Annotated in this window: 13 protein-coding genes; all 13 read left to right on the top strand. The window is 45.4% G+C overall.

Annotated features, from left to right (window positions below; genetic code table 11):
* The first annotated feature begins 53 nt into the window (after positions 1-53).
* The 13 genes from HPC41_RS18470 (at position 54) to HPC41_RS18530 (ending at position 26249) form a co-directional block, all read left to right on the top strand.
* On the top strand, positions 54-1463 hold the full coding sequence (locus HPC41_RS18470; RefSeq protein WP_172395498.1) for a Fic family protein: 1410 nt from the start codon (positions 54-56) through the stop codon (positions 1461-1463).
* 247 nt (positions 1464-1710) lie between these two features.
* The gene (locus HPC41_RS25715; protein WP_216660824.1) at positions 1711-3330 is read left to right on the top strand and encodes a DUF6377 domain-containing protein; all 1620 of its coding nucleotides are present in this window, start codon (positions 1711-1713) and stop codon (positions 3328-3330) included.
* A 225-nt stretch (positions 3331-3555) separates the two neighbouring features.
* The gene (locus HPC41_RS18480) at positions 3556-4965 is read left to right on the top strand and encodes an SGNH/GDSL hydrolase family protein (protein ID WP_172395499.1); all 1410 of its coding nucleotides are present in this window, start codon (positions 3556-3558) and stop codon (positions 4963-4965) included.
* 4 nt (positions 4966-4969) lie between these two features.
* Positions 4970-7543, top strand: a complete 2574-nt coding sequence (locus HPC41_RS18485) for a glycoside hydrolase family 38 N-terminal domain-containing protein (protein WP_172395500.1) — start codon at positions 4970-4972, stop codon at positions 7541-7543.
* Between the two features lie 23 nt (positions 7544-7566).
* A complete protein-coding gene (locus tag HPC41_RS18490) occupies positions 7567-9906 on the top strand; it encodes a GH92 family glycosyl hydrolase (RefSeq protein ID WP_172395501.1) in 2340 nt (779 codons plus the stop codon).
* On the top strand, positions 9903-12596 hold the full coding sequence (locus tag HPC41_RS18495; protein WP_172395502.1) for a glycoside hydrolase family 2 protein: 2694 nt from the start codon (positions 9903-9905) through the stop codon (positions 12594-12596). The genes HPC41_RS18490 and HPC41_RS18495 overlap by 4 nt, the downstream gene beginning before the upstream one ends.
* A gap of 29 nt (positions 12597-12625) precedes the next feature.
* The gene (locus HPC41_RS18500) at positions 12626-14902 is read left to right on the top strand and encodes a GH92 family glycosyl hydrolase (RefSeq protein ID WP_172395503.1); all 2277 of its coding nucleotides are present in this window, start codon (positions 12626-12628) and stop codon (positions 14900-14902) included.
* An 85-nt stretch (positions 14903-14987) separates the two neighbouring features.
* Positions 14988-16715 (top strand): RagB/SusD family nutrient uptake outer membrane protein, encoded by a 1728-nt coding sequence (locus HPC41_RS18505; protein WP_172395504.1) that lies wholly within the window; start codon positions 14988-14990, stop codon positions 16713-16715.
* A gap of 14 nt (positions 16716-16729) precedes the next feature.
* Positions 16730-17182, top strand: a complete 453-nt coding sequence (locus tag HPC41_RS18510; RefSeq protein ID WP_172395505.1) for a DUF5004 domain-containing protein — start codon at positions 16730-16732, stop codon at positions 17180-17182.
* A complete protein-coding gene (locus HPC41_RS18515) occupies positions 17179-18168 on the top strand; it encodes a DUF4961 domain-containing protein (protein WP_172395506.1) in 990 nt (329 codons plus the stop codon). Before HPC41_RS18510 ends, HPC41_RS18515 begins: the two co-directional genes overlap by 4 nt.
* 26 nt (positions 18169-18194) lie before the next feature.
* Complete coding sequence (locus HPC41_RS18520) at positions 18195-21302, top strand: SusC/RagA family TonB-linked outer membrane protein (RefSeq protein WP_172395507.1); 3108 nt, start codon at positions 18195-18197, stop codon at positions 21300-21302.
* A gap of 16 nt (positions 21303-21318) precedes the next feature.
* Entirely contained in the window at positions 21319-23133 is a 1815-nt protein-coding gene (locus HPC41_RS18525) for a RagB/SusD family nutrient uptake outer membrane protein (protein ID WP_246250864.1), read from the top strand.
* Positions 23134-23204: 71 nt separating this feature from the next.
* Positions 23205-26249, top strand: coding sequence for a SusC/RagA family TonB-linked outer membrane protein (locus tag HPC41_RS18530; protein WP_172395508.1), 3045 nt, complete (start codon positions 23205-23207; stop codon positions 26247-26249).
* The last annotated feature ends 64 nt before the right edge of the window (positions 26250-26313 follow it).

Raw genomic sequence — 26313 nt, forward strand, 5'->3', positions numbered from 1 at the left:
TAAACTGATTAACACGACATTTTTTTGTATTTTTGTCGTTTAAAAGTCGCGATATGGCAAAAAACTCAGGTAAGAAATACGAAATAGACCAACAGGTTTATCGCATTTTAGAAGTCCTTCGGCAATCACATAAAGGAGCTAGTCTAAATGAAATTAAGGCGGCCACTGGACTGGATTTGGAAACAAGGTCTTTGCAACGACGTTTGGAAAAACTCAAAGCGGAAGGAGCGGTCTACACATCCGGAAATGTGCGTTCAACATTGTACCATATCTCCTCGCTATTGGATAGGGGTAATACTGCAAACGAATCTTCAGTATATAAGAAACAACCCAATGAAATTCAGTTATCACCGGAAGGAAGGAAAATTGAATCTCTTGTGTCCCGGCCGGTGACTACTCGGATCCCTGTAGGGTACCAACCTGATTTTCTACTAAATTATCGCCCTAACATCGATATGTATTTAAGTGATGATGAAAAGCGTATGCTCGCTGAAATAGGTCAGACAAATACAAGCGACCAACCTGCAGGGACATACGCAAGATCGGTACTGGAAAGACTGCTGATAGATCTCTCTTGGAATTCAAGTCGGCTGGAAGGAAATACATATAGTCTTCTGGATACCCAATATTTAATCTCCCAAGGAAAGAAGGCTGACGATAAGAATGAGGCTGATACGCAAATGATCCTGAATCATAAAGAAGCAATAGAGTTTATTGTACAGGGGGCCGATGAGATCAATTTCAACAGCTATACCATCACCAATTTACATGCGCTTTTAGCTGATAATCTACTGCCTGACCCAGCTGCCGCTGGACGTCTGCGGACATTTGGTGTCGGTATTACCAATTCTGTGTTCACCCCCTTAGCCATGCCGCAGCTCATCGAAGATATGTTCAGAAGAATGCTTGATAAGCTGCTGGCTATTGCGGATCCTTTCGAACAGGCTTTCTTTATTATGGTACATTTGCCCTACTTGCAGCCCTTCGATGATGTGAACAAACGAGTTTCCCGCTTGGCAGCAAATATTCCTTTGAATAGACATAACCTATCCCCTATGGCATTTGTCGATGTACCGGAAGAGTTATATATCAAGGGATTGCTCGGGGTGTACGAACTGAATCGCATTGACTTATTGAAAGATGTTTTTCTCTGGTCTTATCGGCGTTCAGCACTCCGTTATGCTGCCATCAGGCAATCGTTGGGAGAGCCGGATACCTGGCGAATGCGCTATCGCGACGAAATCCGCCATATCGTTCGTGAGATTGTCGTTCAGACTATGAACCATCAGGAAGCATTAGCCGCCATTGGACAGTATTCTGAACGCATTGTTGGCAGCGACCGGCAAAAATTTATTGATGTCGTAGATATGGAACTACTGTCCCTGCATGAAGGGAACTTTGCGCGCTTCCGAATCAAACCATCCGAATTTAAAAGTTGGCATGAGCGCTGGAAAAATGCTTAAAGACTTCCCAATGGGACGTTCTGTGATATCATATTTTTGCTCCAATGCCACGAACTCCTCTGCTGAAAGAGCGCTTACAGATCCGTATGGCATGTTGATCTAAGGGCTATAATTCGCTAATGTCAATAGTTTGTGCGCATAGCGTTATATTTTTGATGCAACAATAACGTTAACAATATAACCGTGGGTTTTTACCAGCGAATTTTTACTTATATTTGAGCTACGTTTGATCAATTATAATAGCCTAGTGAAAGCGAGACAACTTATTCTTTTGTGCATTTTTGCATTAGCTTACTATACACCACTGCACGCGAACAAAGTAGATTCCTTATTGAAGGTACTGGATAAAGCAATCCATAATCGGGCTGTTTATTTAGCTGCCAAGATTCACCGGATTGACGCTATCAAAGGCCAATTGAAAAGCCACCCGGCAGCCATGAAACGGTACGAGATCCAGAATCAGCTAATTTTTGAATATCAGACGTTAAACTGTGACTCTTCATTGGCTTATATAGACGGCAATATTGCGATAGCCAACCAGCTTAACGATAAGATGCTCATGACAGAAAGCCAAGTCAAATTGGCTTTTGTTCTTTCCATCTCTGGATTGTTTACCCAGGCATGGGATGTACTGAAGCAAATCGATTATGATGGACTGCCTCAGCACCTGAAGGTCCTCTACCACTGGAGCACTATCCGTTATTATGAAAATTTGATCAAATACACTGACCACGATAATTACAATAGGGAATACGAAAGTGAAATTGCCAAATCCAGAAGCAGCCTTATGGGGCTGCTCGACCCAAACTCGGATATGTACCTCAAGGAAAAATCATTTAAGCTCAAAGCAGAGGGTATGTTCAAAGAGTCCGGGGATATCCAGCTGCATCTGTTCAAAAAGGAAAAAAGTGATACACATGGCTATGGGATGTCTGCAATGGGTATTGCGATGATCGCTAAAGAACTGGGAAAAGCGCAATTGACGGAAGAATATCTTATTATGGCCGCAATTACAGATGTCCGACTGGCGATTAAAGAAAACGAGTCATTATTGACCTTGGCGATTTACTTGAATAAAAAGGGTGATGTGAATAGAGCCTTTGCCTATATTCAGGCTGCTCTGGACGATGCCAACTATTACAATTCGCGCTTTCGCAATACTGTTATCGCACGCACACAACCTATTATTGAAGCGACCTATCTTGCCAAGATCGATCAACAGCGGAAAAATTTGCGTCTATATGCAATCGTAATCAGCATATTTGCGGTTATTTTAATCCTTACACTCTATTTCTTATTTAAGCAGATGAAGATCGTATCCCGTGCCCGAAAGAAACTCAATATGACTAACGGGCAGCTGATCCTCGTCAACCACAAATTGGACGAGGCTAATCTTGTACGTGAACGTTATATCGGCTATTACCTCAACCAATGTGCGGTATATCTGGAGAAACTGGATGATTTTAGAAAAAATGTGTACCGTAAGGTCAAAAGCCGCCAGCTGGATGACTTACAACAGCTGACTTCTTCCAATGAATCCCTGGAAAAATACGCGCAGGATCTTTACGCTGATTTTGATCGGACTTTTTTGGAGGTATATCCCAATTTTGTTGATGAATTTAACAACCTGCTCCGGCCGGATGAACAGTACCAGCTGAAAAAGGATAAACTCAATACCGAGCTCCGTATTTTTGCCCTGATTCGCCTTGGGATTTCTGATGTTAATCAGATTGCTATCTTTCTGCGCTATTCGATGCAAACCATCTATAATTATAAGAGCAAAGTAAAGAGTAAGGCTATTGATGATGCCCAGCATTTTGAAGAAAAAGTACGAAAATTGGGTGGAGTATCCACAAATCAATTCTAAATCATTTACCAAAACAGCTTACTTGATGTTTTGTAACTAATTGTCTGTTAGTTTATTGTTGTATTTTATTCGTTATAATCGTTTACTAAGAGCCCTACTCGCACATGCAAGTAGGGCTCTTGCGTTATACATTTGTTTTTAAGGAAATGCCGATAGAACCAATACCAATTTAATAAATCTATTTTTACGTTTTACCTATCGTCATCCTTGTACAACTTCAATCTTATGGGAAATTATTCTAGAAAAATCTTTTTGGCAGGATTTGCCGTTCTCCTGTCTTTGGGAACAGCTGTCCGGACTGTTGCGCAACAAATTTCACCTTTTAAGGATGGCGACCGCGTGGTCTTTTTGGGAAATAGTATTACGGATGGTGGGCATTATCATGCTTATATCTGGTTGTATTACCTGACGCGTTTTCCCGAAATGAAACTGAAGATGTTCAACGTGGGGATCGGTGGTGATCGGGTGGTCGATATGCTCAGAAGGTTGGATGGCGATGTGTTCAGCAAGCAGCCTACTGTATTGATCACTACTTTCGGTATGAACGATTCAGGCTATTTTGAATATAACGGTGATCAGCCAGAGGTTTTTGCTAATGCCAAGGTAAAAGAGTCATACGATGGCTATAAAGAAATGGAAAAACGATACAAAGGGTTGGTCGATACCCGCCTGGTATTGCTGGGAAGTACTCCTTATGATGAAAATGTGGTGATCAAGGATAATAAGCCCTTTAAAAATAAAAATAAGGCTATGAAACGTATTGTTGATTTTCAGCGTGAATCGGCCAAAAGCAATGGCTGGGAATTCTATGATTTCAATCAGCCGATCAGCGCAATCAATGCGAATTTTCAGCAAAAGGATCCGACCTTCACCATATCGGGAAGCGACCGCGTGCACCCAGATAATAACGGGCATATGGTCATGGCTTACTTATTTTTGAAAGCTCAGGGATTTGCCGGTCAGGGGGTAGCCACAGTGGGGATTGACGCGACAAAACAACGTGTGATAGAAGCAAAGAACTGTGGGGTTGAAAATGTCAAAAAGGCTGGAAATAACCTCAGTTTTGATTATCTCGCGGCGGCACTGCCTTATCCCATGGATACGGTCGCTAGAGGCTGGGGAGCTAAATATAGCCAGCACGATGCGGTTAATATTGTCCCTTTTATGGAAGAAATGAATCAGGAAATCTTGCAGGTAAAGGGACTTAAAGGAAACTACACCTTATGGATTGACGATCAGGAAATCGGTGTATGGTCTGCTGCGGATCTCGACAAAGGAATCAATCTGGCGAACCAGACACGGACACCCCAATATCAGCAGGCCTTGAAAGTGATGTTTCTCAATGAAGAACGCTGGGAGATTGAACGCCGTTTCCGGGATCTGGCCTGGGTGCAGTACAATTTTTTTCTCCCAAAAGGATTGTTGAATGCCGACAATCGCAAAGCCATCGAGGTCATGGACCAACATGTGGCCACAGATGGTTGGTTGCGCGCAAAAAGAGATCTCTATGCCAAAGCGATGTATCCTGAGGTTCGCGCGGCCTGGCAAAACCAGATTGATGATCTGCAGCAGCGGATGAATGAAGTTAATCAACCTATTAAACGGTCGGTGCGTCTTGTACAGCTGAAAAAATAACGGGATGGCGGGGTTGAAAAAAATAGCAATCATTTTGGGGCTTGCGTTGGTATCGGCCGCTGGACTGCAGGGGCAGCAGCAGGCTTATTTTGTCGATGGTTATCACGGCGGGGTTTACGGACACTACCCACTTTGGGTAACAACATTTATGCTCGACCAACTGGAAGGGGAGCCAAGCTGGCGAATTGGACTTGAGATCGAACCGGAGACCTGGGATACAGTCAAGGTTAAGGATCCTGCTGGCTATGCACGCATGAAGGAATGGGCGAAGGATCCACGCCTGGATTTCACAAATCCAACCTATGCGCAACCTTATCTGTATAATATCTCTGGTGAAAGTATCATTCGCCAATTTACTTATGGCATGGCGAAATATCAATCGCATTTTCCGGGTATTAATTTTACAACCTATGCTGTGGAAGAACCTTGTTTTACAAGCAGTCTACCCCAGGTCCTCCGGCAATTCGGATTTCAGTATGCGGTACTTAAATCTCCAAATACCTGCTGGGGAGGCTACATCAGGGCACATGGTGGTCAATTTCTGAATTGGGAAGGGCCCGATGGTACGGCAATACTTACGGTACCCCGTTATGCAAACGAGGCTTTTGAAAAAAACTCCACCTGGCAGACTACGGCCTGGGCCAATACAGTAGATTATTGGAAGAGTTGTTATGAAGCTGGAATTATGAATCCAGTCGGTATGTGCTATCAGGATGCCGGATGGAAAAATGGTCCGTGGATAGGAACGGGCGACCAGGTAAAAAATAATGTGCGTTACACCACCTGGACGGAATATTTTCGGTCGATCCCAGCTGGACGAGCTGTGCCAACCTGGAAAATGGGGCAGGAGGACATTTTGGTCAACTTAATGTGGGGTAGCCAAGTGCTGCAACGCATTGCACAACAGGTGCGCCAAGCGGAAAACAGGATACTGCAAGCTGAAAAAATCGGTGCCATGGCTTTTATGGATCATGGTTTTGTACCGGATGGTAAACGCCTTGACGAAGCCTGGCGAACGTTGATGATGGCCCAGCACCACGATTCCTGGATTGTACCTTACAATAAGTTGCATCAGGACCAGACTTGGGCGCAGGCGATCGAGAACTGGACCAACAATACCCTGAACATTGCGGATCAATTAATCCAGCAGGCAAATGCTTCTTATGCCACTTCCACGCGGAGTACTAATTCGGAATTGGGCTATATCCGGGTTTATAATACGCTAGCCCAACACCGAAAGGAATGGGTACAGGTGCGCTTACCTGAACATGTGGATGATGTCACCGTGTGGACTGGAAAACTGGAGAAATTGCCTGCACAGTGCTATCAAACCGATAAGGGTAAAGTCCTGGAATTTGAAGCAGAGGTGAATGGCTTTGGCTATGCTACCTATCAGCTTAGGGCAGCTCAGCCTATTAAGCTAGGGCAATCTAAATCGGATGAACCGAAAAAGATCGTTCGTTTTGACAACGAAGGCAACTGTATTCTCGAAAATGAATTGTACAAGATTGTGCTGGACAAAAAGCAGGGGGGAACAATCAAGAGTCTGATTGCCAAATATGCAAATCAAAAGGAATTTGCTACACAAGAGGAGGAGTATCGGATGGGGGAAATCGCAGGGCATTTTTATGAAGAGGGGAAATTTTATTCTTCAAAGGATAGCCCCGTAACGTTCACTGTCGTACAGGATGATGGGTTGAAAACAACGGTTAAAATAACAGGGAATATCAATGGGCATCCTTTTGTTCAGTTACTGTCGCTAGTGGCAGGACAGCAACGCATCGATATGGATCTGACGATAGACTGGAAAGGCAATGTTGGAATCGGTGAATATAAGCAACAACAGAAATGGACAGCTAATAGACGCGCTTTTACCGACGATCGCTATAAGTTGAAAGTCATGTTTCCATCAACTGTAAACAGGGGGAAAATAGCTAAAAATGCACCATTTGATGTCACAGAAAGTGGTCTGGAGGATACCTTTTTTGGTCAATGGGACCAGATTAAGAACAACGTTGTGTTGAACTGGGTAGACCTCTTTGACGAAAATAGCCAATATGGTCTCGCCGTACTGACCGACCATACGGGGTCCTATGTCCATGGCAAGGAATTTCCATTGAGTCTGACTGCACAATACTCCGGGTTGGGATTGTGGGGGATGGATTATAAGATTACGGGGCCATTACACATGCGCTATGCGTTGATACCTCATGAAAAAAACTGGAATATAGCGCGTATCGCAGACCGAAGCAATGCCTGGAACGAACCGCTATTAGCATCCTATCATCTCAATATCGAAGCCAGAGATCGACAGTTGATCGAACTCTCGGATGATAATTTGGAGATATCGGCCTTGCAGTTGGACCATGCACAACTTAACTTACGCCTGTTTAATACGGGTAATAAACAGGCTTCGTCAACTGTCACGATAAACTTCCCCGCGACTTCGCTACAGGAAGTCCTGCTGAATGGTGAGCACAAAGGGGATATTTCCTTTAGAAAGATGGCGAAGGATAGGAAAGCTTTTGTTGTGCAGCTGCCACAATTCGGAATCAGGACCTTTAAAGTCAATAAATAGAACCTTTAAAACGATAAATCAATATGAATAAATTATATGGACTGCTATCTTGTTTTGTTATCGCGCTAATCGTGTCTTCGACATCGTGTGCTAGTCGCCGATATCATCCTGTTCCCAGTCCAGCAGACTATGTCAATCCATTTATTGGTGCCAGTACAAGTGTTGGTGCCGCAGGTACTTATCATGGTTTGGGAAAGACTTTTCCGGGGGCAACGACACCCTATGGCATGGTGCAGGTGAGCCCTAACACGATTACAGGCGGTGACAACAGCCCAGGGTATAGTTACGAGCATCGCAGTATTGAAGGTTTTGCCTTCACGCAGATGAGTGGAGTAGGCTGGTACGGCGATCTCGGAAATTTTCTGGTGATGCCTACCATCGGTAAGTTGCATACCATTGCGGGTAAGGACGATGGTAGTGTGAGAGGCTACCGTTCGCCTTACAACAAGTCCAGTGAGGTCGCTCAGGCTGGATATTATGCAGTTGATCTTGAACGGTATCATATTCGCGTGGAGGCTACCGCTGCACCACATAGCGGTATGCTTCGTTTTACCTTTCCGCAAAGTAAGGAATCACGTATTCAGATTGACCTGGCGCGTCGCGTTGGCGGCACAGCGATACAGCAATATGTCCGAAAAGTAGATGACTATAGTATTCAGGGATGGATGCGCTGTACGCCTGAGGGGGGCGGCTGGGGCGATGGCGATGGTAAGGCGGATTATACGGTTTACTTTTATGCACGCTTCGATAAACCACTAAAAAAACATGGTATCTGGTCGGCAGAAATCCCTGACGACTGGAAGCGTAAGCGTGACGATGTACAGTCCATCGCTTACCAAAATCGGTTAGCTGAAGCGAAAGTGTGGCCCGGAAAAAATGAACTGGAAGGGAAACACCTTGGCGTGTTCTCCGAATTTGAAACCCGACAGGGCGAGCAGGTCAATCTACAGGTCGGAATTTCCTTCGTCGATATGCAGGGCGCCGAAAATAATTTTAAAAAGGAAATAGCAGGCAAAAATTTCGATCGTGTCCGTCGGGAAGCGAAAGAAATGTGGGATGCACAGCTATCAAAAATCGTTGTCAACGGCGGTACAAAGGATCAAAAAACGATCTTTTATACCTCAATGTACCATACCATGATTGATCCGCGCATTTTTACGGATGTCGATGGACGTTATACGGGCGGCGACAACAGGATCCGCCATAGTGAGGGCTTTACCAAACGGACAATTTTTAGCGGCTGGGATGTCTTCCGGTCACAATTTCCGTTACAAACTTTGATCAACCCCAGCTTAGTAAATGATGAGCTCAATTCATTGATCAGTCTGGCTGATGAATCTGGAAAGGGCTATTTTGAACGCTGGGAATTATTAAATGCGTATTCTGGCTGCATGATCGGTAATCCTGCGCTATCGGTATTGGCAGATGCTTATGCGAAAGGGATACGCAATTACGATGTATCCAAAGCATTAACCTACGCCATCAATACCTCCAAACGGTTTGGCAACGATTCGTTAGGATACACTCCGGGGGCATTGAGCATTTCGAATACGCTGGAATATGCATACACCGACTGGTGCATAGCACAACTGGCAAAAGGATTGAACAAGACGGAAACGGAACAAGTGTATTTGGACAAAAGTCAAGCTTACCGAAAGATATTTGATCCGGAAAAAGGCTGGTTCAGACCCCGGAAAAGTGACGGGTCATGGGAGGAATGGCCCGAGAATGCACGTACTAAAGAGTGGTATGGTACCATTGAAAGCAACCCCTATCAGCAGGGCTGGTTTGTGCCACATGATATTCCGGGCATGATCGAGTTGATGGGTGGGAAAGAAAAAACCTTAGCGGACCTAACAGATTTTTTTGAGAAGACGCCTGAAAATATGCTCTGGAACGACTATTATAATCATGCCAATGAGCCTGTACATTTAGTTCCGTTTTTGTTCAACCACCTGGATGCGGCCTACCTCACCCAAAAATGGACCCGTTACATCTGCGACAACGCGTATCGTAATGCCGTAGAGGGGATTGTGGGAAATGAGGATGTAGGACAGATGTCGGCTTGGTACGTGCTGGCTGCATCGGGAATACATCCCTCTTGTCCGGGCTCAACACGCTTTGAAATAACAAGCCCCATATTCCAGGAATTGTCTTTTCAGCTGGATCCTAATTATTTCTCGGGTAAAAGTTTTCGCATTGTCGCTCATGATAATTCGGCGGATAATATATATATCCAGCGGGCAGTCCTAAACGGAAAGCCCTATGCTAAAAATTACATTGACTTTAAAGATATGGTGGCCGGGGCAACTTTGGAGCTCTATATGGGGTCTAATCCAAACAAAGACTGGGGGATCGAATGAAAAAAAGACTGCTATATATGCTGCTATTCTTGCAGCTGGTACTTGTAGGTTATGGTCAAGTACGCGAGATTTCGCTCAATAGCGATAATCCTGCGATTCACTGGGAAATAAAGCCGCAATCGGATCTACCTTATTCGGGGCAGGAAATAGCACAACCCAATTTTCGGATCAAAGACTCCGTACGTGGTATTGTCCCAGGTGTCGTCTTTACGGCTTATGTGGATCAGGGACTTGTACCGGATCCCAATTTTGCAGACAACATCTACCGTGTGGATGAACAGTTATTCAACCGTCCGTTCTGGTACCGGACCTCTTTTCACCTGCCTGTAGACTATAAAAAAGGGCAGCGTGTATGGATTCATTTTGACAATACCAACCGCTATGCCGATTTTTTCTGCAATGGCGTGAAACTATCGGGTACAGCTGCCTCTACAAGAGATGTCAGTGGCCATATGTTGCGCAGCAAATTTGATATCACAGATCTCGTGCGTGTGGGGCAGGAAAATGCAATTGCGGTGTTGATTACCGATGCCGACCAGAAAAAAACACGTTCGGCAAAAGAACCTTTTGGCGTAACGGCAAGCCCAACGTATCTAGCGGCGGCTGGCTGGGACTGGATGCCTTATGTACCGGGACGCTTGGCTGGGATAACTGGCAATGTATCGTTACGCTTTGTTGGCGACGTCAGTATGGAAGACCCCTGGATGCGGTCCGAACTGGAAAGCAATGAGTTTGCCTACCTGGACTTTTCAACCGATCTAAGAAATGCGGGTGATCAACCCAAAGAAATAACGCTGGAAGGCATCATCAAGCCTGGAGATATCCGATTTTCTAAAAAAGTAAGGGTTGCCCCGCACAGTACACAAAAGGTATATATCACCCGCAAGGAGGTGAAGGAATTTTTGATCAAACAGCCTTTGCTCTGGTGGCCAAATGGTTATGGGGAGCCGAATTTGTACAGTTGTGCGCTTACCGCAAAAATTGGTGATGAGATCTCGGATCAGAAGCAGATCCAGTTTGGTATCCGTAAATACGAATACCATTATGTACGCAATAAAGCGGGATGGCCGGTGCTAAATTTCTATATCAACGGAAAAAAGATCTATCTCAAAGGGGGCAATTGGGGAATGAGTGAATACTTGCTCCGCTGCCAAGGGGAAGAGTACGGTCTCAAGGTCAAGTTGCATAAGGATATGAACTATAACATGATCCGCTTATGGACGGGCTCGATCACGGACGATGCTTTCTATGATTATTGCGATCGTTACGGGATGATGGTGTGGGACGATTTTTGGCTCTATGTGGCGTATAACGATGTGGCCAATGATGATGATTTTAAAGCAAATGCGCTCGATAAAATAAAACGATTGCGAAATCATGCCAGCATAGCGATCTGGTGCGGCGCCAATGAAACGCATCCAAAACCCGAACTGGATAATTATCTGCGTGCTATTGTGGCTTCGGAAGACCATAATGACCGGCTGTATAAGTCCAGCTCCAATCAGGATGGTCTTTCGGGAAGTGGATGGTGGGGTAACCAGCCGCCGCGGCACCATTTTGAAACTTCGGGAAGCAACCTGGCCTGGAACGATCCGCCTTACCCTTATAGCAGCGACTACGGTTATGGCCTACGTACGGAAATCGGAACGGCTACTTTCCCCAATTATGAAAGTATCGTGAAGTTTATCCCAAAGGACAAGCTCTGGCCATTGCCTACGGACGAACAGCTCAAATCGGAGGACGACAATGTGTGGAATAGGCATTTTTTTGGTAAGGAAGCTGCTAATGCCAGTCCTATACAGTATAAAGATGCGGTCAATAAACAGTATGGTGAATCGACGGATCTATCTGCATTTGCTGAAAAGGCGCAATACCTTAACCTTGAAGTGATGAAGGGCATGTATGAAGCCTGGAACGACAAGCTCTGGGACGACGCAGCAGGCATGCTGATCTGGATGAGCCAATCGGCCTACCCTTCATTTGTATGGCAGACATATGATTACTATTACGACGCAACGGGCGCCTATTGGGGAGCAAAAAAGGCCTGTGAGCCGGTACATATACAATGGAATGCATCCAACAACAGTGTCAAGGTCATCAATACAAGCTTAAAGAGCCTTGATTCGGTATGGATTTCGGCGCGGGTCTTTGATATGAGTGGCAAAGAGATCAAAAAATATAACCTGCAAACCAGCGCTACCGTACAGTCAAATGTGGCGGTGGAAGTCTTTCGGCTAAATTTTGATGGCGAACAAGGAGCTACAGCCTTGTCCGATCTACACTTCATCAAGCTTACCCTGAAGGATAGAAAGGGCGTTTTGCTGTCTGAAAATTTCTATTGGCGGAATGGTCGAAAAGAGCTGGATTATACCAGCCTGGCGAGTTTGCCGAAAGCCAAACTTGAATTTGACTATAAAAAAATAGGCAGTACCGACGGTGTTGTGCTCCGGGTTTTTAATCGTGGAACAACAGTATCATTTGGTAATCGCTTGCGTCTGGTCGATGCAGGAACAAATGAACGGATTTTGCCGCTCATGATCTCGGACAATTATTTTACCCTGATGCCGGGTGAGGAAAAGTTTCTTCGGCTTACGGAATCTCATGCACGGCAATTGAAGAATGCGAAGCTGCTATGGAAGCAATACGGTCATGCTGAAAAGGAAACATTGAAATTAAAGAATATCTTTTAAAGATGATACAAATTTAAATAGCTGTAATTATGAAACGAAGATTATGTATTTATCTGATCACGCTTTATGCGATATTAAATCAGGTGTATGCGCAGCAGGTAGACCTGGTAAAGTATGTGAATACCCTCCAAGGGACGGATTCTGAATGGAGCCTGTCTTATGGAAATACTTACCCTACGGTAGGATTGCCTTTTGCGGTACATTTCTTTTCGGCTCAAACGGGGAAAAATGGGGATGGCTGGAAATATCAATACAAAGCAAACAGCATACGGGGATTTCAGCAGGTTCACCAATGCAGCCCCTGGATGGGTGATTATATGGTTTTTTCGTTGATGCCGGGCCTTGGAAAACTGGAGGTCAATGAGGAGCGCCGGGCGCTCTCTTTTAAGCATGAAAATGAGATCGCCAAGCCACATTATTATGCGGTTAATTTTGATAATGGTATCAAGGCAGAATTGAGTCCAGTGGAAAGGGGGGCGCATATGCGCTTTAGCTTCCCGAAAAAGGAAAAAGCGTTCTTGGTATTGGATGGTTTTTTGGACGATAGCGAGATTAAGATCATACCCGAAGAACGCAAGATTGTCGGGTATGTACATAATGGTCGTTTTGTGCCCGAGCATATGAAAAATTATTTTGTGCTGACTTTCGATCAGGATTTTAAAGCTTACGGCACCTGGGAAAATGTGAAGGGCACAATCCAGGCTGGGCAGCAATATGATGCGGGGAAAGGTAAAGGGGGGTATTTGGAATTCCGCCCAGGGGCAAAAGTGGAAGTGAAAATCGCTTCATCCTATATCAGTCCGCAGCAGGCAAATCTTAATTTTAAACGCGAACTAGGTGGACACAATACTTTTGAGGTAAGTAAAAAGAAAGCCTTTGATACCTGGAATGCATTGCTGAATCGCGTGCGCGTTGAAGGGGGGACGGAAGCGGAGATGGCAACATTTTATTCCTGCATGTTCAGGGCCAATTTATTTTCACGTAAGTTCTATGAAATGGATCCGGAGGGAAATCCCTATTATTTCAGCCCATACGATGGGAAGATTCATAAGGGGTACATGTTTACGGATAATGGTTTTTGGGATACTTTTCGTGGGCAATTCCCCTTGAGCAATCTCTTGCATCCGGCCATGCAGGGGCGTTATATGCAGTCCTTGCTGGATGCGCAAAAGCAGGCCGGATTTTTTCCGACCTGGTCCAATCCTGGGATGTCGGGCGTGATGATCGGGAACCATGCGATCTCGCTATTGGCAGATGCCTGGGTGAAGGGGATCCGAACCTTCGATGCTGATAGTGCTTTGGCGGCCTATTACCATGAAGCGACCAATAAGGGAATGTGGGGTGGATCAAATGGGCGCGAAGGGTGGAAGGCGTATTTTACCAAAGGGTATGTCCCCTACGGCGATATTCACGAAAGTACGGCAAAAACATTGGAATATGCCTACGATGACTTCTGTGCTTATCAGCTGGCAAAGGCTACGGGCAATACATTCTATGAAAATATCTTTGCCCGGCAGATGTATAACTACAAAAACGTATTTGATCCGCAGGTAAACTTTATGCGCGGCCGGCTAGATAATGGGCAATGGCGTGAACCCTTTGATCCTGTAGAATGGGGTGGCCCTTTTACCGAAGCGAATGCCTGGCAATATACCTGGTCGGTGATGCACGACGTAAACGGCTTGATCAACCTGATCGGTGGGGTGGATAAGTTTAATGCAAAACTAGATACGTTCTTTTCCATGGATCAGCGCGTCAACTATGGTAGCTATAAACAGGAAATCCATGAAATGCGCGAAATGTTGTTGTCAAAAATGGGACAATATGCGCATGGCAATCAGCCTACGCAACATGTTCCATATTTGTATAATTTCAGTGGCCGACCCTGGAAAGCGCAAAAATATGCCCGTATGGTGACCTCGCGGCTGTATAACGCGACAGAAAAGGGGTATCCGGGTGATGAGGACCAGGGGCAAATGTCTTCCTGGTATGTCTTGAGCGCCATGGGGATCTACAGTGTCTGTCCCGGAACGGATGAATACGTATTTGGAAGTCCGGTATTCAAAAAGGTGACCATCAGTCTCGATAATGGGAAAACATTTACCATCAAGGCGGACAATAATAGTCCGCAGCATGTCTACATCCAATCAGCAGCGCTCAATGGAGCAGTCTACGACAAAAATTTTATTCGATATGAAGATCTGCTAAAAGGAGGGGAGCTTCATTTTGTCATGGGCGATAAGCCCAATTATAAAAGAGGAGTTTCGACGGATTCAAGGCCATTTTCCCTGAGTTCGATCGATTAGATTATTTAAAAATTTGATACCAGCGAGCTAGGCTCGCTGGTATAATGATAGCATAACCAATTATTTTACTGTTTTACAAAAAATTATGAACAAAAGCCAAATGACATTTTGCGTACTGGCCTTCCTGGCCTGTACGGCTTGTAGTAAACAGGGATTTTTAGATCAGACGCAATCATCAGATCTGAATGAAGAGGTCGTCTTTTCGGATAGTACCTATACCATCAACTTCCTGTCAGGCATATATGGTGATATCGGGTTTGCGACTTGGCCCAAACGCTTTGGTGGGGGTGGGCTTGATGCCAGCACAGACGAAGCGGAGGGAGCTGGACTGGGGAGCATCAATACCTTTATCCAGTTTGCTACAGGTACCGTCAACTCCAATATTATCACCAATGATGCTTGGGCAAAACCATATACCAATATTCGTAGGGCAAATATTATGCTTAAAAACCTGCATAGGGCACGCTTTGGTACGAATATTAAGGTGCGGGTGAAGGCAGAAACCCGATTTTTAAGAGCTTATTATTACTTTATTTTATTGGAACATTATGGTGGCGTGCCACTGATGGGAGACAGTGTTTACGTAGCAAGTGATGTTATCCCTGCCAAGCGTAATACCTTCGAGGAGTGTGTACGCTACATTGTGGCTGAATGCGATGCCGCAGCGCAGGATCTCCCCTGGGAGCATGCGGGCGAAGACTATGGACGGATCAATAAAGCGGCCTGTTACGGATTGAAATCCCGCTTACTGTTGTATGCTGCGAGCCCGTTGTTCAACGGTAGCCCTGTGACAACAGAAGGAGCGTTAAAGGACGTCGTCGCCTATCCCAATGCAGATGAAACGCGCTGGCAGCGGGCCGAAGCGGCAGCAGCGGAGGTCATTGAATCGGGACATTACAGTTTGTATGTCAACAATGAGCCTGAACCGGGATTTGGCTTTTATCAGCTGTTTCAATTGCGCAAAAACTCAGAATATATCCTCGCCAGAATGCAAGATTCCAACCGGGATCTTGAAGGTATCTGGAATCCGCCAACTTTTGGCGTAAGCAACCCCGGCGCTTATCCGTATCTGGAAACGGTGAATGCTTTTGGGATGCGTAATGGTTTGCCTATCAGCGATCCGAATGCTGGATACGACCCGAAAAACCCCTATAAAAACCGGGATCCCCGCTTGGCGAATACTGTAACCCGCGATCAGTCTCTGGTCTTCCACCGGGATGGATTGGCCCGGAGGCCAGTCAATATCTATATCGATAAGACCAATCCAAACAATGTGACTTCGGGGCAGGATGCCATTTACCGGGGCACGCCCACGGGGTATTATACCTATAAGATGGTCAATCGGGATGTAGCGGCGGATTGGTTTAATACCTATACGCCACGCTGTCTGCCAATCATCCGATATGCCGAAATCTTGTTGAACTATGCTGAAGCACGCAACGAATCGCTCGGGATCCCGGATCAGAAGGTCTATGCGGCGGTGGAGGCCATCCGAGAAAGGGCAGGATTGGATCCTTTTGTATTGCCGATTGGCCTAAACAAGGACGCTATGCGTGAGATTATCCGGAATGAGCGACAAAAAGAGCTGGCCTTTGAAGGACATCGTTTTTTTGACGTACGCCGTTGGAAGTTGGCTGAATCATTGGAAAATAAACAGCTGCATGGGACTGAACCCGTCCGTACAACAGCGGGAACAACCTACAATACCATCAACGTACGAAAACGTGTCTTTGACAAACGCATGTACCTATGGCCCATCCCCCAATCTGAAGTAGCGAAGTCCTTAGACTTGATTCAAAATCCAGGTTATTAAAAAAAATTAAACGGATGAAAATATACAAGATACTCTCATGGCCCTTGATGCTGGTCTTATGTTGGGGAATAAACTCCTGTAAGGATGAGCTGGGCAATATCCGCACGGAAGAGGCGGAAAAAGATATTACTGGAAATTGGAAAGTAACACAGCTGACCCGAAATGGAGAAAACCTGAGTAAGCGGTTGAAATTGGAAAATTTTAAGATCGATTTCAATGCGGACGGAACCTATACCATAGCTGATGATCTACCTTTTGTAGTCAGCGGCTCGGGAAAGTACCGTCTGGATGATCCACAGTATCCCTTTAGTGTTGTGCTCAGTCCAACGGAGGGTAAAGAGGAGGTGGTCCTCAAATTCCAATTCCCTGTGGTCAAAGGCAAACGGCAGCTCAGCTTAGTGATGAGCCTGGGTTGCAGCAGTAATACGTATCAATATGATTGTGAACGTTTAAACGGAGGAATATGAAAAAGAAGATACATTATTCGACATATGTCTACTGGGCAATGGGGCTATTTTTGGCCATATTCTTAGCGCAATGTGGCCTTAAAGCCATCTCAGTAGTTGTACCAAAATCTGCAAAGGCAAATCAGCGGGTGACTTTTACGATGCATTGCGGAGCCGAGCCCCGTATCCAGGGTGGAGGTAGTTATAGCACCCAGCTGGTCGCGGGTATCATGGTGCCCAAGGGATGGAATGCGCGCAAAAACCTGACCATGTCCTTTACCAGTCCAAAAGGAAATGGCACCATGCGTATCATTCCGGACAGTGAACTGGAACCTGTATCTGGGCTGAGCTGGCATCAGGCCGCCAAGAAGATGTTCGGGATCGGCCCCAATTTGGTGGACGATATGGAATGGATTGTCTTTAGGAGTACGCAGGCCTATTCCTTTGTCAATAACGAAGACATCGATTTTACGGTGAAGGCGGAATGTAACGTTGGCGCCGAAAATATGTTGGCGTCTTTGGGATTCTATATCGGTTCTTCCATCGAAAATCTGCGTCCAGAGGATACAGATTACAAAAAGTTTACGTTCTCAAATGCTTTCGAGGTAACCGATGGTGAGGGCGATCTGATCGATTTTATCAACCCACAGTTGGGTACGGTACAACCGGTCAAAAGTCTGGACAATGATATCATTACCTTGACTTTTGATGGCGGGGTTACCAATACGGTACTGGATCATGAGCCTGCCATCTACCTCCATGTCAGGGCAATGGATGAATCAGGAAAGCTAATTGCCGAAATCAGGAAACAGACAGCAGATACCAAATTGACGGACGTCGGTGGTAAAAAGTACCTTATTGATATCTGGCCACGTGGATTTTTTAAGGTCGATAAAGACGTACATATCGCTAGGCTGGAATACTTCTATACGGACATTACGGGAACCAAAAGTGTCGGTTATGGCAATACGGATGAGCCTTTTAAATATACCTTCCGCTGTGAGTGATTGCTAACCTTATAAACGAATGACAAATGTTTAACCATTATATAAAATTAAGTGTTGTCGGTGTACTGTTGGTGATTGCCGATAAACAGACCGCCCAAGCCAGCTGGTATCCACGGCTCCGCGAGACAGCCTCAGGGAATGAGGAGCGGGCGATAGGGAAATTTCCGAAAATTGTGGATGAATATGGTAAGCCGATTTCAGGTGCTAAGGTCTATGACGCCGGGCGGCAGCTTATCGGTGAGACCGATGAAAATGGAGATTTCTCCCCGTCAGGCCATGTTACGCATGAAGTCTTATGGGTGGAATATCCGGGATATTATAGAAAGAGGATAAAGGGAGGTGCCGAAAAACTGGTGTCTCTCGTGCCGGCCGTACTTCAAAGTGCAGACTCCTTGCGTATAGGCTATGAAAAAAAGAAAAGTTCGGAGTTCCTTGGATCCGTTTCGGTAGTCTATAACAGTCAGATCAAAGATGTACCGACATCCTTGTATTTGAATGCGCTTACAGGCCGGATGCCGGGGCTGTTTACCCAGGAGGTCAGCGGGTTTCGGTCACCGAGCATGACCGCAATCACCGCTAATGATCTGGCGGGATCTCTCCCTTCGGATGCCGTGAAATATCGTTCCAGCATCGGTGACAATACTGAAATTGGCTTCAACCTAAGGGGACAAAGTCCGGTGACTATGATCGACGGTGTACAGCGGGATATCTATTCCATAGATCCCGAAAACATCGAATCGGTGACCGTGATCAAAGATGCACTGTCCAGCATTTTATTGGGACAACGGAGTTCCAGAGGGATATTGCAGGTAACGACGAAAAAAGGACAGGCAGGACCACCAAGGATCAGCTTTACAGCACAAACAGGAATCCAGCAATCGTTGAAAATGCCGCAGCCCTTGAACGCTTATCAGTATGCCTATCTCTATAACGAAGCACTACTTAATGCGGGGCGGCAACCCGTGTATGGTTCGGACGATTTTAAAGCCTTTAGGGATGGAACCAATTCCTTGTTTTTCCCGGATGTCAACTGGTATAACGCAGTCGTACGGGACAATAACCCAATCACCAAATATAACCTTGGCGTGAAGGGCGGAATCAAAAATGCACGTTATGCCCTTTCGCTAAGCTACCTGAACCAATATGGTCTATTTAAATCGGATGATAAATTTGACTACGAGACCAATGTACAGAATAAACGTTATCTCATCAATAGTGCCATTGATGTGGATGTAACTGATGACTTAACGATTGGACTGCAGTTTTTTGGAAAAATACAGGATGGCAGACAGCCGGGGGCAAAAACAGGATCAATTTTATCGGCTTTGTACAATACACCGAACAACGCATATCCAATTTTTAATCCAGACCAATCTTATGGCGGTTCCTCAGTCTATCGAACCAATTTGTACCAGCTTGCGACGGGATCAGGTTATCTGTTGGATAATACGAGGGATCTGCTGGCTAATCTCGATTTTAATTATAAGCTTGACAAATTTGTTCCCGGGCTGTATGCAAAGGGTAAATTAAATGTTTCCTCGACTTCGTCGAGCCTCATTGACCGCAATCGCCAACAGCCGGTGTATGACCTAAGCTATAACGAGCAAAAAGAACTCGTGTATGTACGTTATGGAACAATAGCGGATCAGCCAAATTCATTTGCGACCACTTCCACCGCAAATTTTTTCTATTTCCAAGGGGCGCTGGGCTATGATAAACAAGTGAGTGAGAAACATCGTGTCGGAGCAAAACTGTTTATGGACAGGCAAACGGCCAATTATCAGTTTGACTTACCTGCCATCTATACCAACTTTGCGGCGACAGCAAACTATGCCTATCAGGATAAGTACTTTGCTGAAGTAGCCTTAAACTATTCTGGCTTCAATCGTTTTATGCCGGGAAAACAATACGGGCTATTTTATGCTTTTGGCTTGGGTTGGGATATGATGCAGGAAGACTTTCTGAAGGAGAAAACGGATTGGCTTTCTCAACTGAAATGGCGCGCCACTTTCGGGCGGACGGGCAATACCAACGAAGCAGCCCTAGGTTATTACAGCTGGCGTGCCTCATATGGACAGGATGGTGCGAACGGCTATGACTTTGGCTCGGAATACGCTTACACCAATAGCTTGATCGAAAAAGGACTTGCCAACATTGAGGGCACCTGGGAAAAAGGAAATAAATTCAACATCGGTTTGGATGCTGCATTCTGGCATTCAACACTGAAATTGACAGCCGACTATTTTAGAGATACTTATTTTGACCTATTGCAACAGCGCGGATCGACCATTGACTTGATCGGTATTGGATATCCGAATGAAAATATTGGTAAAAACCGTTATGAAGGGCAGGAAATCAGTTTGACCTATCAAAATAATTTCGGTGAGTTTAACTATTTCATTACCGCTAATGCATCACGTATGAAGACCCAAGTGCTGTATATGAACGAGGTTTTCCAGCAATACGATTGGAACCGGCGTACGGGAATGCCCGTGGGCCAGACATTTGGTTACCGTGCGGATGGGCTAATCCAGACGCAGGAAGAAGCCGATCATGCACCGTTGTTATCGGGGAATAAGGTGTATCCTGGTGATGTCAAACTGGTGGACCTGAATGGAGACGGTATCATCAACCAGTACGATCAAACGGCCATTGGCAATACAAAACCACTCGTTTATTTTGGCACTACCGTAGGATTCAATGTTGCGGGGTTTGATTTCAGCGTATTGCTTCAGGGGGTATTAAACCGTAGTTACCAACAGACGGATTATTCCTTCGGAAATACTGGCGACGGACAGGGATTTGATTATATGCTGGGACGTTGGACACCGGAAACCGGTACTGCTGCAACTTATCCAAGGCTGACGCTGGGACCCGATCCGACCAATACACAAAATATTTCGAGCTACTGGACCCGTTCGGGGGAATATCTTCGGGTCAGGAACCTGGATGTCGGCTATACATTGCCCTTCAATTGGACAAAGCGGGCGAAGCTATCCTCGGTACGCATTTTTGCAAACGCGCAAAACCTGTTCACTTTTACCCCCTATGGACGTCTGGATCCTGAAATCTCATCAGGTACAGCTTATCCAGCACAGCGGATCATAAGCTTTGGTGTAAACGTGAAATTATAAACCTTAGAAATCAACAATGATGAAATATTCCTATTCAAACCACATACATGCTGAGGAGCACGAAGTATCATGCAGATCGTCTGAAATAAAACCTATTCCTAAAATGGACCTGGGCTTCCGCATGGCCTTTAAATTACCAATCATTCGTATGAAATATGATCAGTTAAAATGGGTGCTTGTAGTCGGAGTTGCGATCGGGATCTTCTCCTGTAAAAGCGACCTAGAGGAAGAGCCTATCGAGCTGCAGACACTGGACCAGGTGTTTGACCGACGGGATTCGGCCGGCGTAAATGCAAACCGGTTTCTGACCGATTGCTACCGTTATCTGCCCAGCCTAGGGAATCGGGTCGGTGGAGATTTCCTTGACGCAGCCACGGATGATGCGGTTTCCTCCAATCCGACCAACACATCGGTACAGCAGTTGGCAACAGGTTCTTATACTTCGGATAATTATCAGGACAACCTCTGGGCATCTTGGTATCAGGGGATTCGAAAGACCAGCATTTTTATTCAAAATATTGATCGGGTACCAGTAAAAGGGAAGCTGGAAAATGGTACGCCCATGCCGCGTGTATGGAAAGCCGAAGCAAAATTTATGCGTGCCCTATTTTATTTTGAATTGGTCAAGCGATATGGCGGGGTACCCCTGATGGGCGATAAGGTATACCAGCTGAACGATGATATTGAGTTGCCGCGGGCAAGCTTCGAAGAATGCGTCAACTATATTGTGGGGGAATGTGACGCAATAAAAGATAGTTTACGTACTGATCCATTTAATCTGGCTTTTTATGGAAGGCCTACGGAGGCGGCGGCCATGGCGCTAAAATCCCGTGTGCTCCTGTATGCTGCCAGTCCATTGTTCAACGGTGGAAATAGCAATGGACAGAATATTCTTACGGGGTATACGGTATTTTCTGCTGCGCGATGGCAGTTGGCCGAGAATGCGGCCAAAGACTTGATGGACCTAAACCTGTTTAAGCTCGAACCGCAGTTTAAAGATGTCTTTATCACACGCAACAATGAACGAATCTTTTCCAAACAAGGTGGCAATAATACCAGTTTTGAAAATAACAATGGTCCCGTGGGTTATGCCAATGGAGTGAACAATGGTCGAACTAGTCCTACCCAGGAACTTGTAGACGCCTTTGGGATGAGTAACGGTCTGAAAATTACGGACGAAAATTCAGGCTATGATCCTAACGATCCTTATGTAGGGCGCGACAGCCGCTTCTACGCAACTGTTTTTTATAATGGCGCCCCCTGGTTAAATCGTCCTGTACAAACCTTTGAGGGGGGATCCGATAAACCAGGTGGATCCAAGCAACAGACAAAAACGGGCTATTACCTCCGCAAGTTTATGGGAAATTTTGAAGCCCTGGCAAACTATAGTAATGTAAACCATGACTTTATCCTGTTCCGTTATGCTGAAATATTGTTGAATTATGCTGAAGCACGAAATGAACGTTTGGAAAGACCTGATGTCAATGTCTATCGCGCTGTTGAACAAATACGACAACGGGCAGGGCTGATTCCCTATCAGCTTGCCGAAGGATTGACCAAAGCAGAAATGCGGGAGCTGATCTACCTCGAACGGCGAAAGGAACTGGCCTTTGAGGAGCATCGCTTTTACGATGTGCGAAGGTGGAAAATAGCCGAAGAGGAGTTTAATAAGGAGCTACACGCCACAGTCATTTATCAAACGGGAACCGGGGCGATCAGGCAGTCACTTCCTATTCTGAAAATGACATTTGATACGAAGATGTACTTGGCTCCCATTCCATTTTCGGAAGTGATCAAAAATCCAAAAATGGTACAGAACCCCGGCTGGTAATTGGCTTATTTACGTAAGCCGAAGAAGGCTGCGCGAATGGCTTTAATCATGAAAAAATAAAATATAAACGGATGAAAAAGAGCATATATCTGTTAACAATAATGGTTTTGACGCCATTTATACTATTGGCGCAATCCATGGTGAATGGTATTGTCAAAAATAGTTCTGGCCCCTTGGTGGGTGTATCGGTGCAGGAGAAAGGAGGGGGAGCCACACAAACAGATCAAAATGGACGGTTTAAATTGGCCTTACGAGGTACTAAGGTCTTAGTGTTTACAAGTGTAGGATATAATACCCAGCAACGAGACGTGAAGCAGGGTGAAAATATCGAAGTGATTATGCAATCCAGCAGCCAGGATATTGATGAGGTGGTGGTAGTGGGATTTGGTACGACGAAAAAGATCACTAGCACGGGCGCAGTCAGTTCAATAAAGGGGGCAGATATCCGTCAGGTACCAACGTCGAGCGTACAGAATGCACTGGCTGGAAGATTGCCCGGATTTGTGTCGGTACAACGTTCTGGCCAACCCGGTAAGGATGCTTCGGATTTTTATATCCGTGGTGTCAGTTCGCTAAACCCAGAAGGAAACCAGCCGCTGATCATTGTCGATGATATTGAATATACCTATGAACAATTGTCGCAGATCAATGTCAATGAGATCGAAAGTATTTCGATCTTAAAGGATGCATCGACGACAGCAGTCTTTGGTATAAAGGGAGCCAATGGTGTATTGGTTGTCAAAACACGGCGGGGTGAATCGGGAAGGCCAAAGATCAATGCGCGTGTCGAATCAGGTATGCAGAGCCCGGTCACAAAATTGAAGTTTTTGAATGCCTATGAAAGTGCGCTCTTATGGAATGAAGCGATAGCAAATACGGTGGGTGACAATTCCAATCAGCCTTTTAGTGAAGCAGATTTGGCACATTTCCGTTCGGGGGACGATCCTTATGGTCATCCCGATATCAATTGGTACGATCGGATCTTTAAACCATCGAGCCAACAATACAATACAAATATTGATATCACTGGCGGTGGTGAGAGTATTAAATATTTTGTGTCGGGTGGTGCTTTCTCCCAAAATGGAAACCTTTACAATTTTGAAAATGAGGGCGACAAGGTCAATAATAACTATTATTACCGTCGTTTCAACTTACGGTCGAATCTGGATGTACAGGCGACAAGGACACTCAAATTACGTTTGGATTTCCGGGCAAACTTCAATCGCATTAATTCGCCCAGAGCGGGAAATATCGTTGGTGAGGTGTTCAATTTTAATAAGATAAGACCTTGGTCAGCACCTTTTATCAATCCAAATGGTTCATTCACTTATGCCAGCGATACGCAGGAGTTGCTTCCGACCATCAATGCACGCCTGGCAGCAGCTGGTTATAGCTTGGATCGACGCAACGACATCAATATTTTATTTGGCGGGACGCAGGAACTCAACGCTTGGTTAAAAGGGCTTTCTTTTTCGACCCGTGTAGCCTATGCCAGCGTCGAGTCAAACGGCCGTGAGCAGGCCCGTGATGAAATCCCGGTCTATCGTTATGACCCAAGCTCGGGCAGTTACCAGCTGAAAGGTGGGGCACCTTATGTGCTGGGAAATTATACCCTGCGGGCGTATCAGGGGGATTATAACAGTCGGGTGAATGTGCAGGCCAACTTCAACTATGCGCGAACTTTTGGGGATCATGCGGTGACAGCACTCTTACTGTATAATCGGGAATCCTATAAAACAAAGGGGGATAAGAAAACCAACTGGATTCCACAGAATTTTGAGGGCTATACCTTTCGGGCAGGATACAACTTTAAAGAGAAGTTCTTGTTGGATGCGACGGCGGCATACAATGGGTCGGACCGTTTTCAGGCGGCACAGCGTTATGGTCTTTTTCCGGCGGTGTCAGCGGGTTATAATCTAGCTAAGGAATCGTTTTTCAAAGACGCCTTTAGCTTTGTGGAGCTCTTTAAATTGCGGGCTTCCTATGGAATCGTTGGTTCTGACAAGGTTGCCGGTGATCGTTACTTGTACCAACAAGTATACAATGAGGGTGGAAACTATTCGTTTGGTGAAACCCATCAGCCTTCACTGATTATCACGGAAGGAAATCTGGGAAATAATAATGTCACTTGGGAAAAACAGAAGTCATTTGATGTTGGGCTTGATGTCAATCTTTGGAAAAACAAGTTTTCCATGACCATTGACTATTTTAATAATTTACGGTATGATCAGCTCGTTACTTCACAGTCGCTTTTCCAACATATCGGTGTAGGCGTGTCGCCATCAAATATTGCGAAGGTACGCAATCGGGGAGTGGAATTGGAATTGAATGTAAACAACAATATCGGTGCGTTTAATTATAATATCAAAGGGGTATTGACGTATTTCAAAAATAAGATCTTGTTTCAGGATGAACCGGCACCAGCTTATCCTTGGCTGCGGCTGACAGGGCAGCAGATCAATCAACCATTGGGCTATCTGTACGATGGTTTCTATACCGATGAAAATATCGGTACAAGCCCAAAACCATCAGGAGGATATGCGGTGCAGCCTGGTGACCTGCGGTATAAGGACCTCAATAACGATGGTGTAATTGATGACTATGATCGAACGGTGATCGGTAAGCCCAATGTTCCGAATACCAGTTTTGGGCTTACCCTGGGGGGAAGCTACAAAGGTTTTAGTTTTAATGTGCTGTTGCAGGGAACTACCGGATACAGTTTCAGTGTTCAGGGAAGTGGTATTGAGCCTTTTCAAAGTCAGTTTCAACCTATACATCAAGAACGCTGGACTGCGCAAACAGCCTCTACAGCTAAATTTCCACGCTTAACGACCAATCCGACAACGATTAATAGCCCCTCAACCTATATGTCTGATTTCTGGCTTATTGATGCGACCTATTTACGTTTGAAGACAGTCGAACTGGGCTACCAGTTGCCAAATAAATGGTTACCATTTAAGATGAACAATGCGCGCTTATATCTGAGCGGATATAATCTGCTGACCTGGACGAATTATTCGTTATATCAACAGGATCCTGAGGTGACCTCCAACAGTGCTGGAGATGCCTATCAGAATCAACGTGTCGTCAATCTGGGTATACAGATCGGGCTTTAACAGTAAGTGATCAGGTTTAAATAATACGCTTACAGGTTTAAAAATAATAAGCGGGACCAAATAG

This window comes from Sphingobacterium prati (assembly GCF_013167215.1).
Classification (GTDB): domain Bacteria; phylum Bacteroidota; class Bacteroidia; order Sphingobacteriales; family Sphingobacteriaceae; genus Sphingobacterium; species Sphingobacterium prati.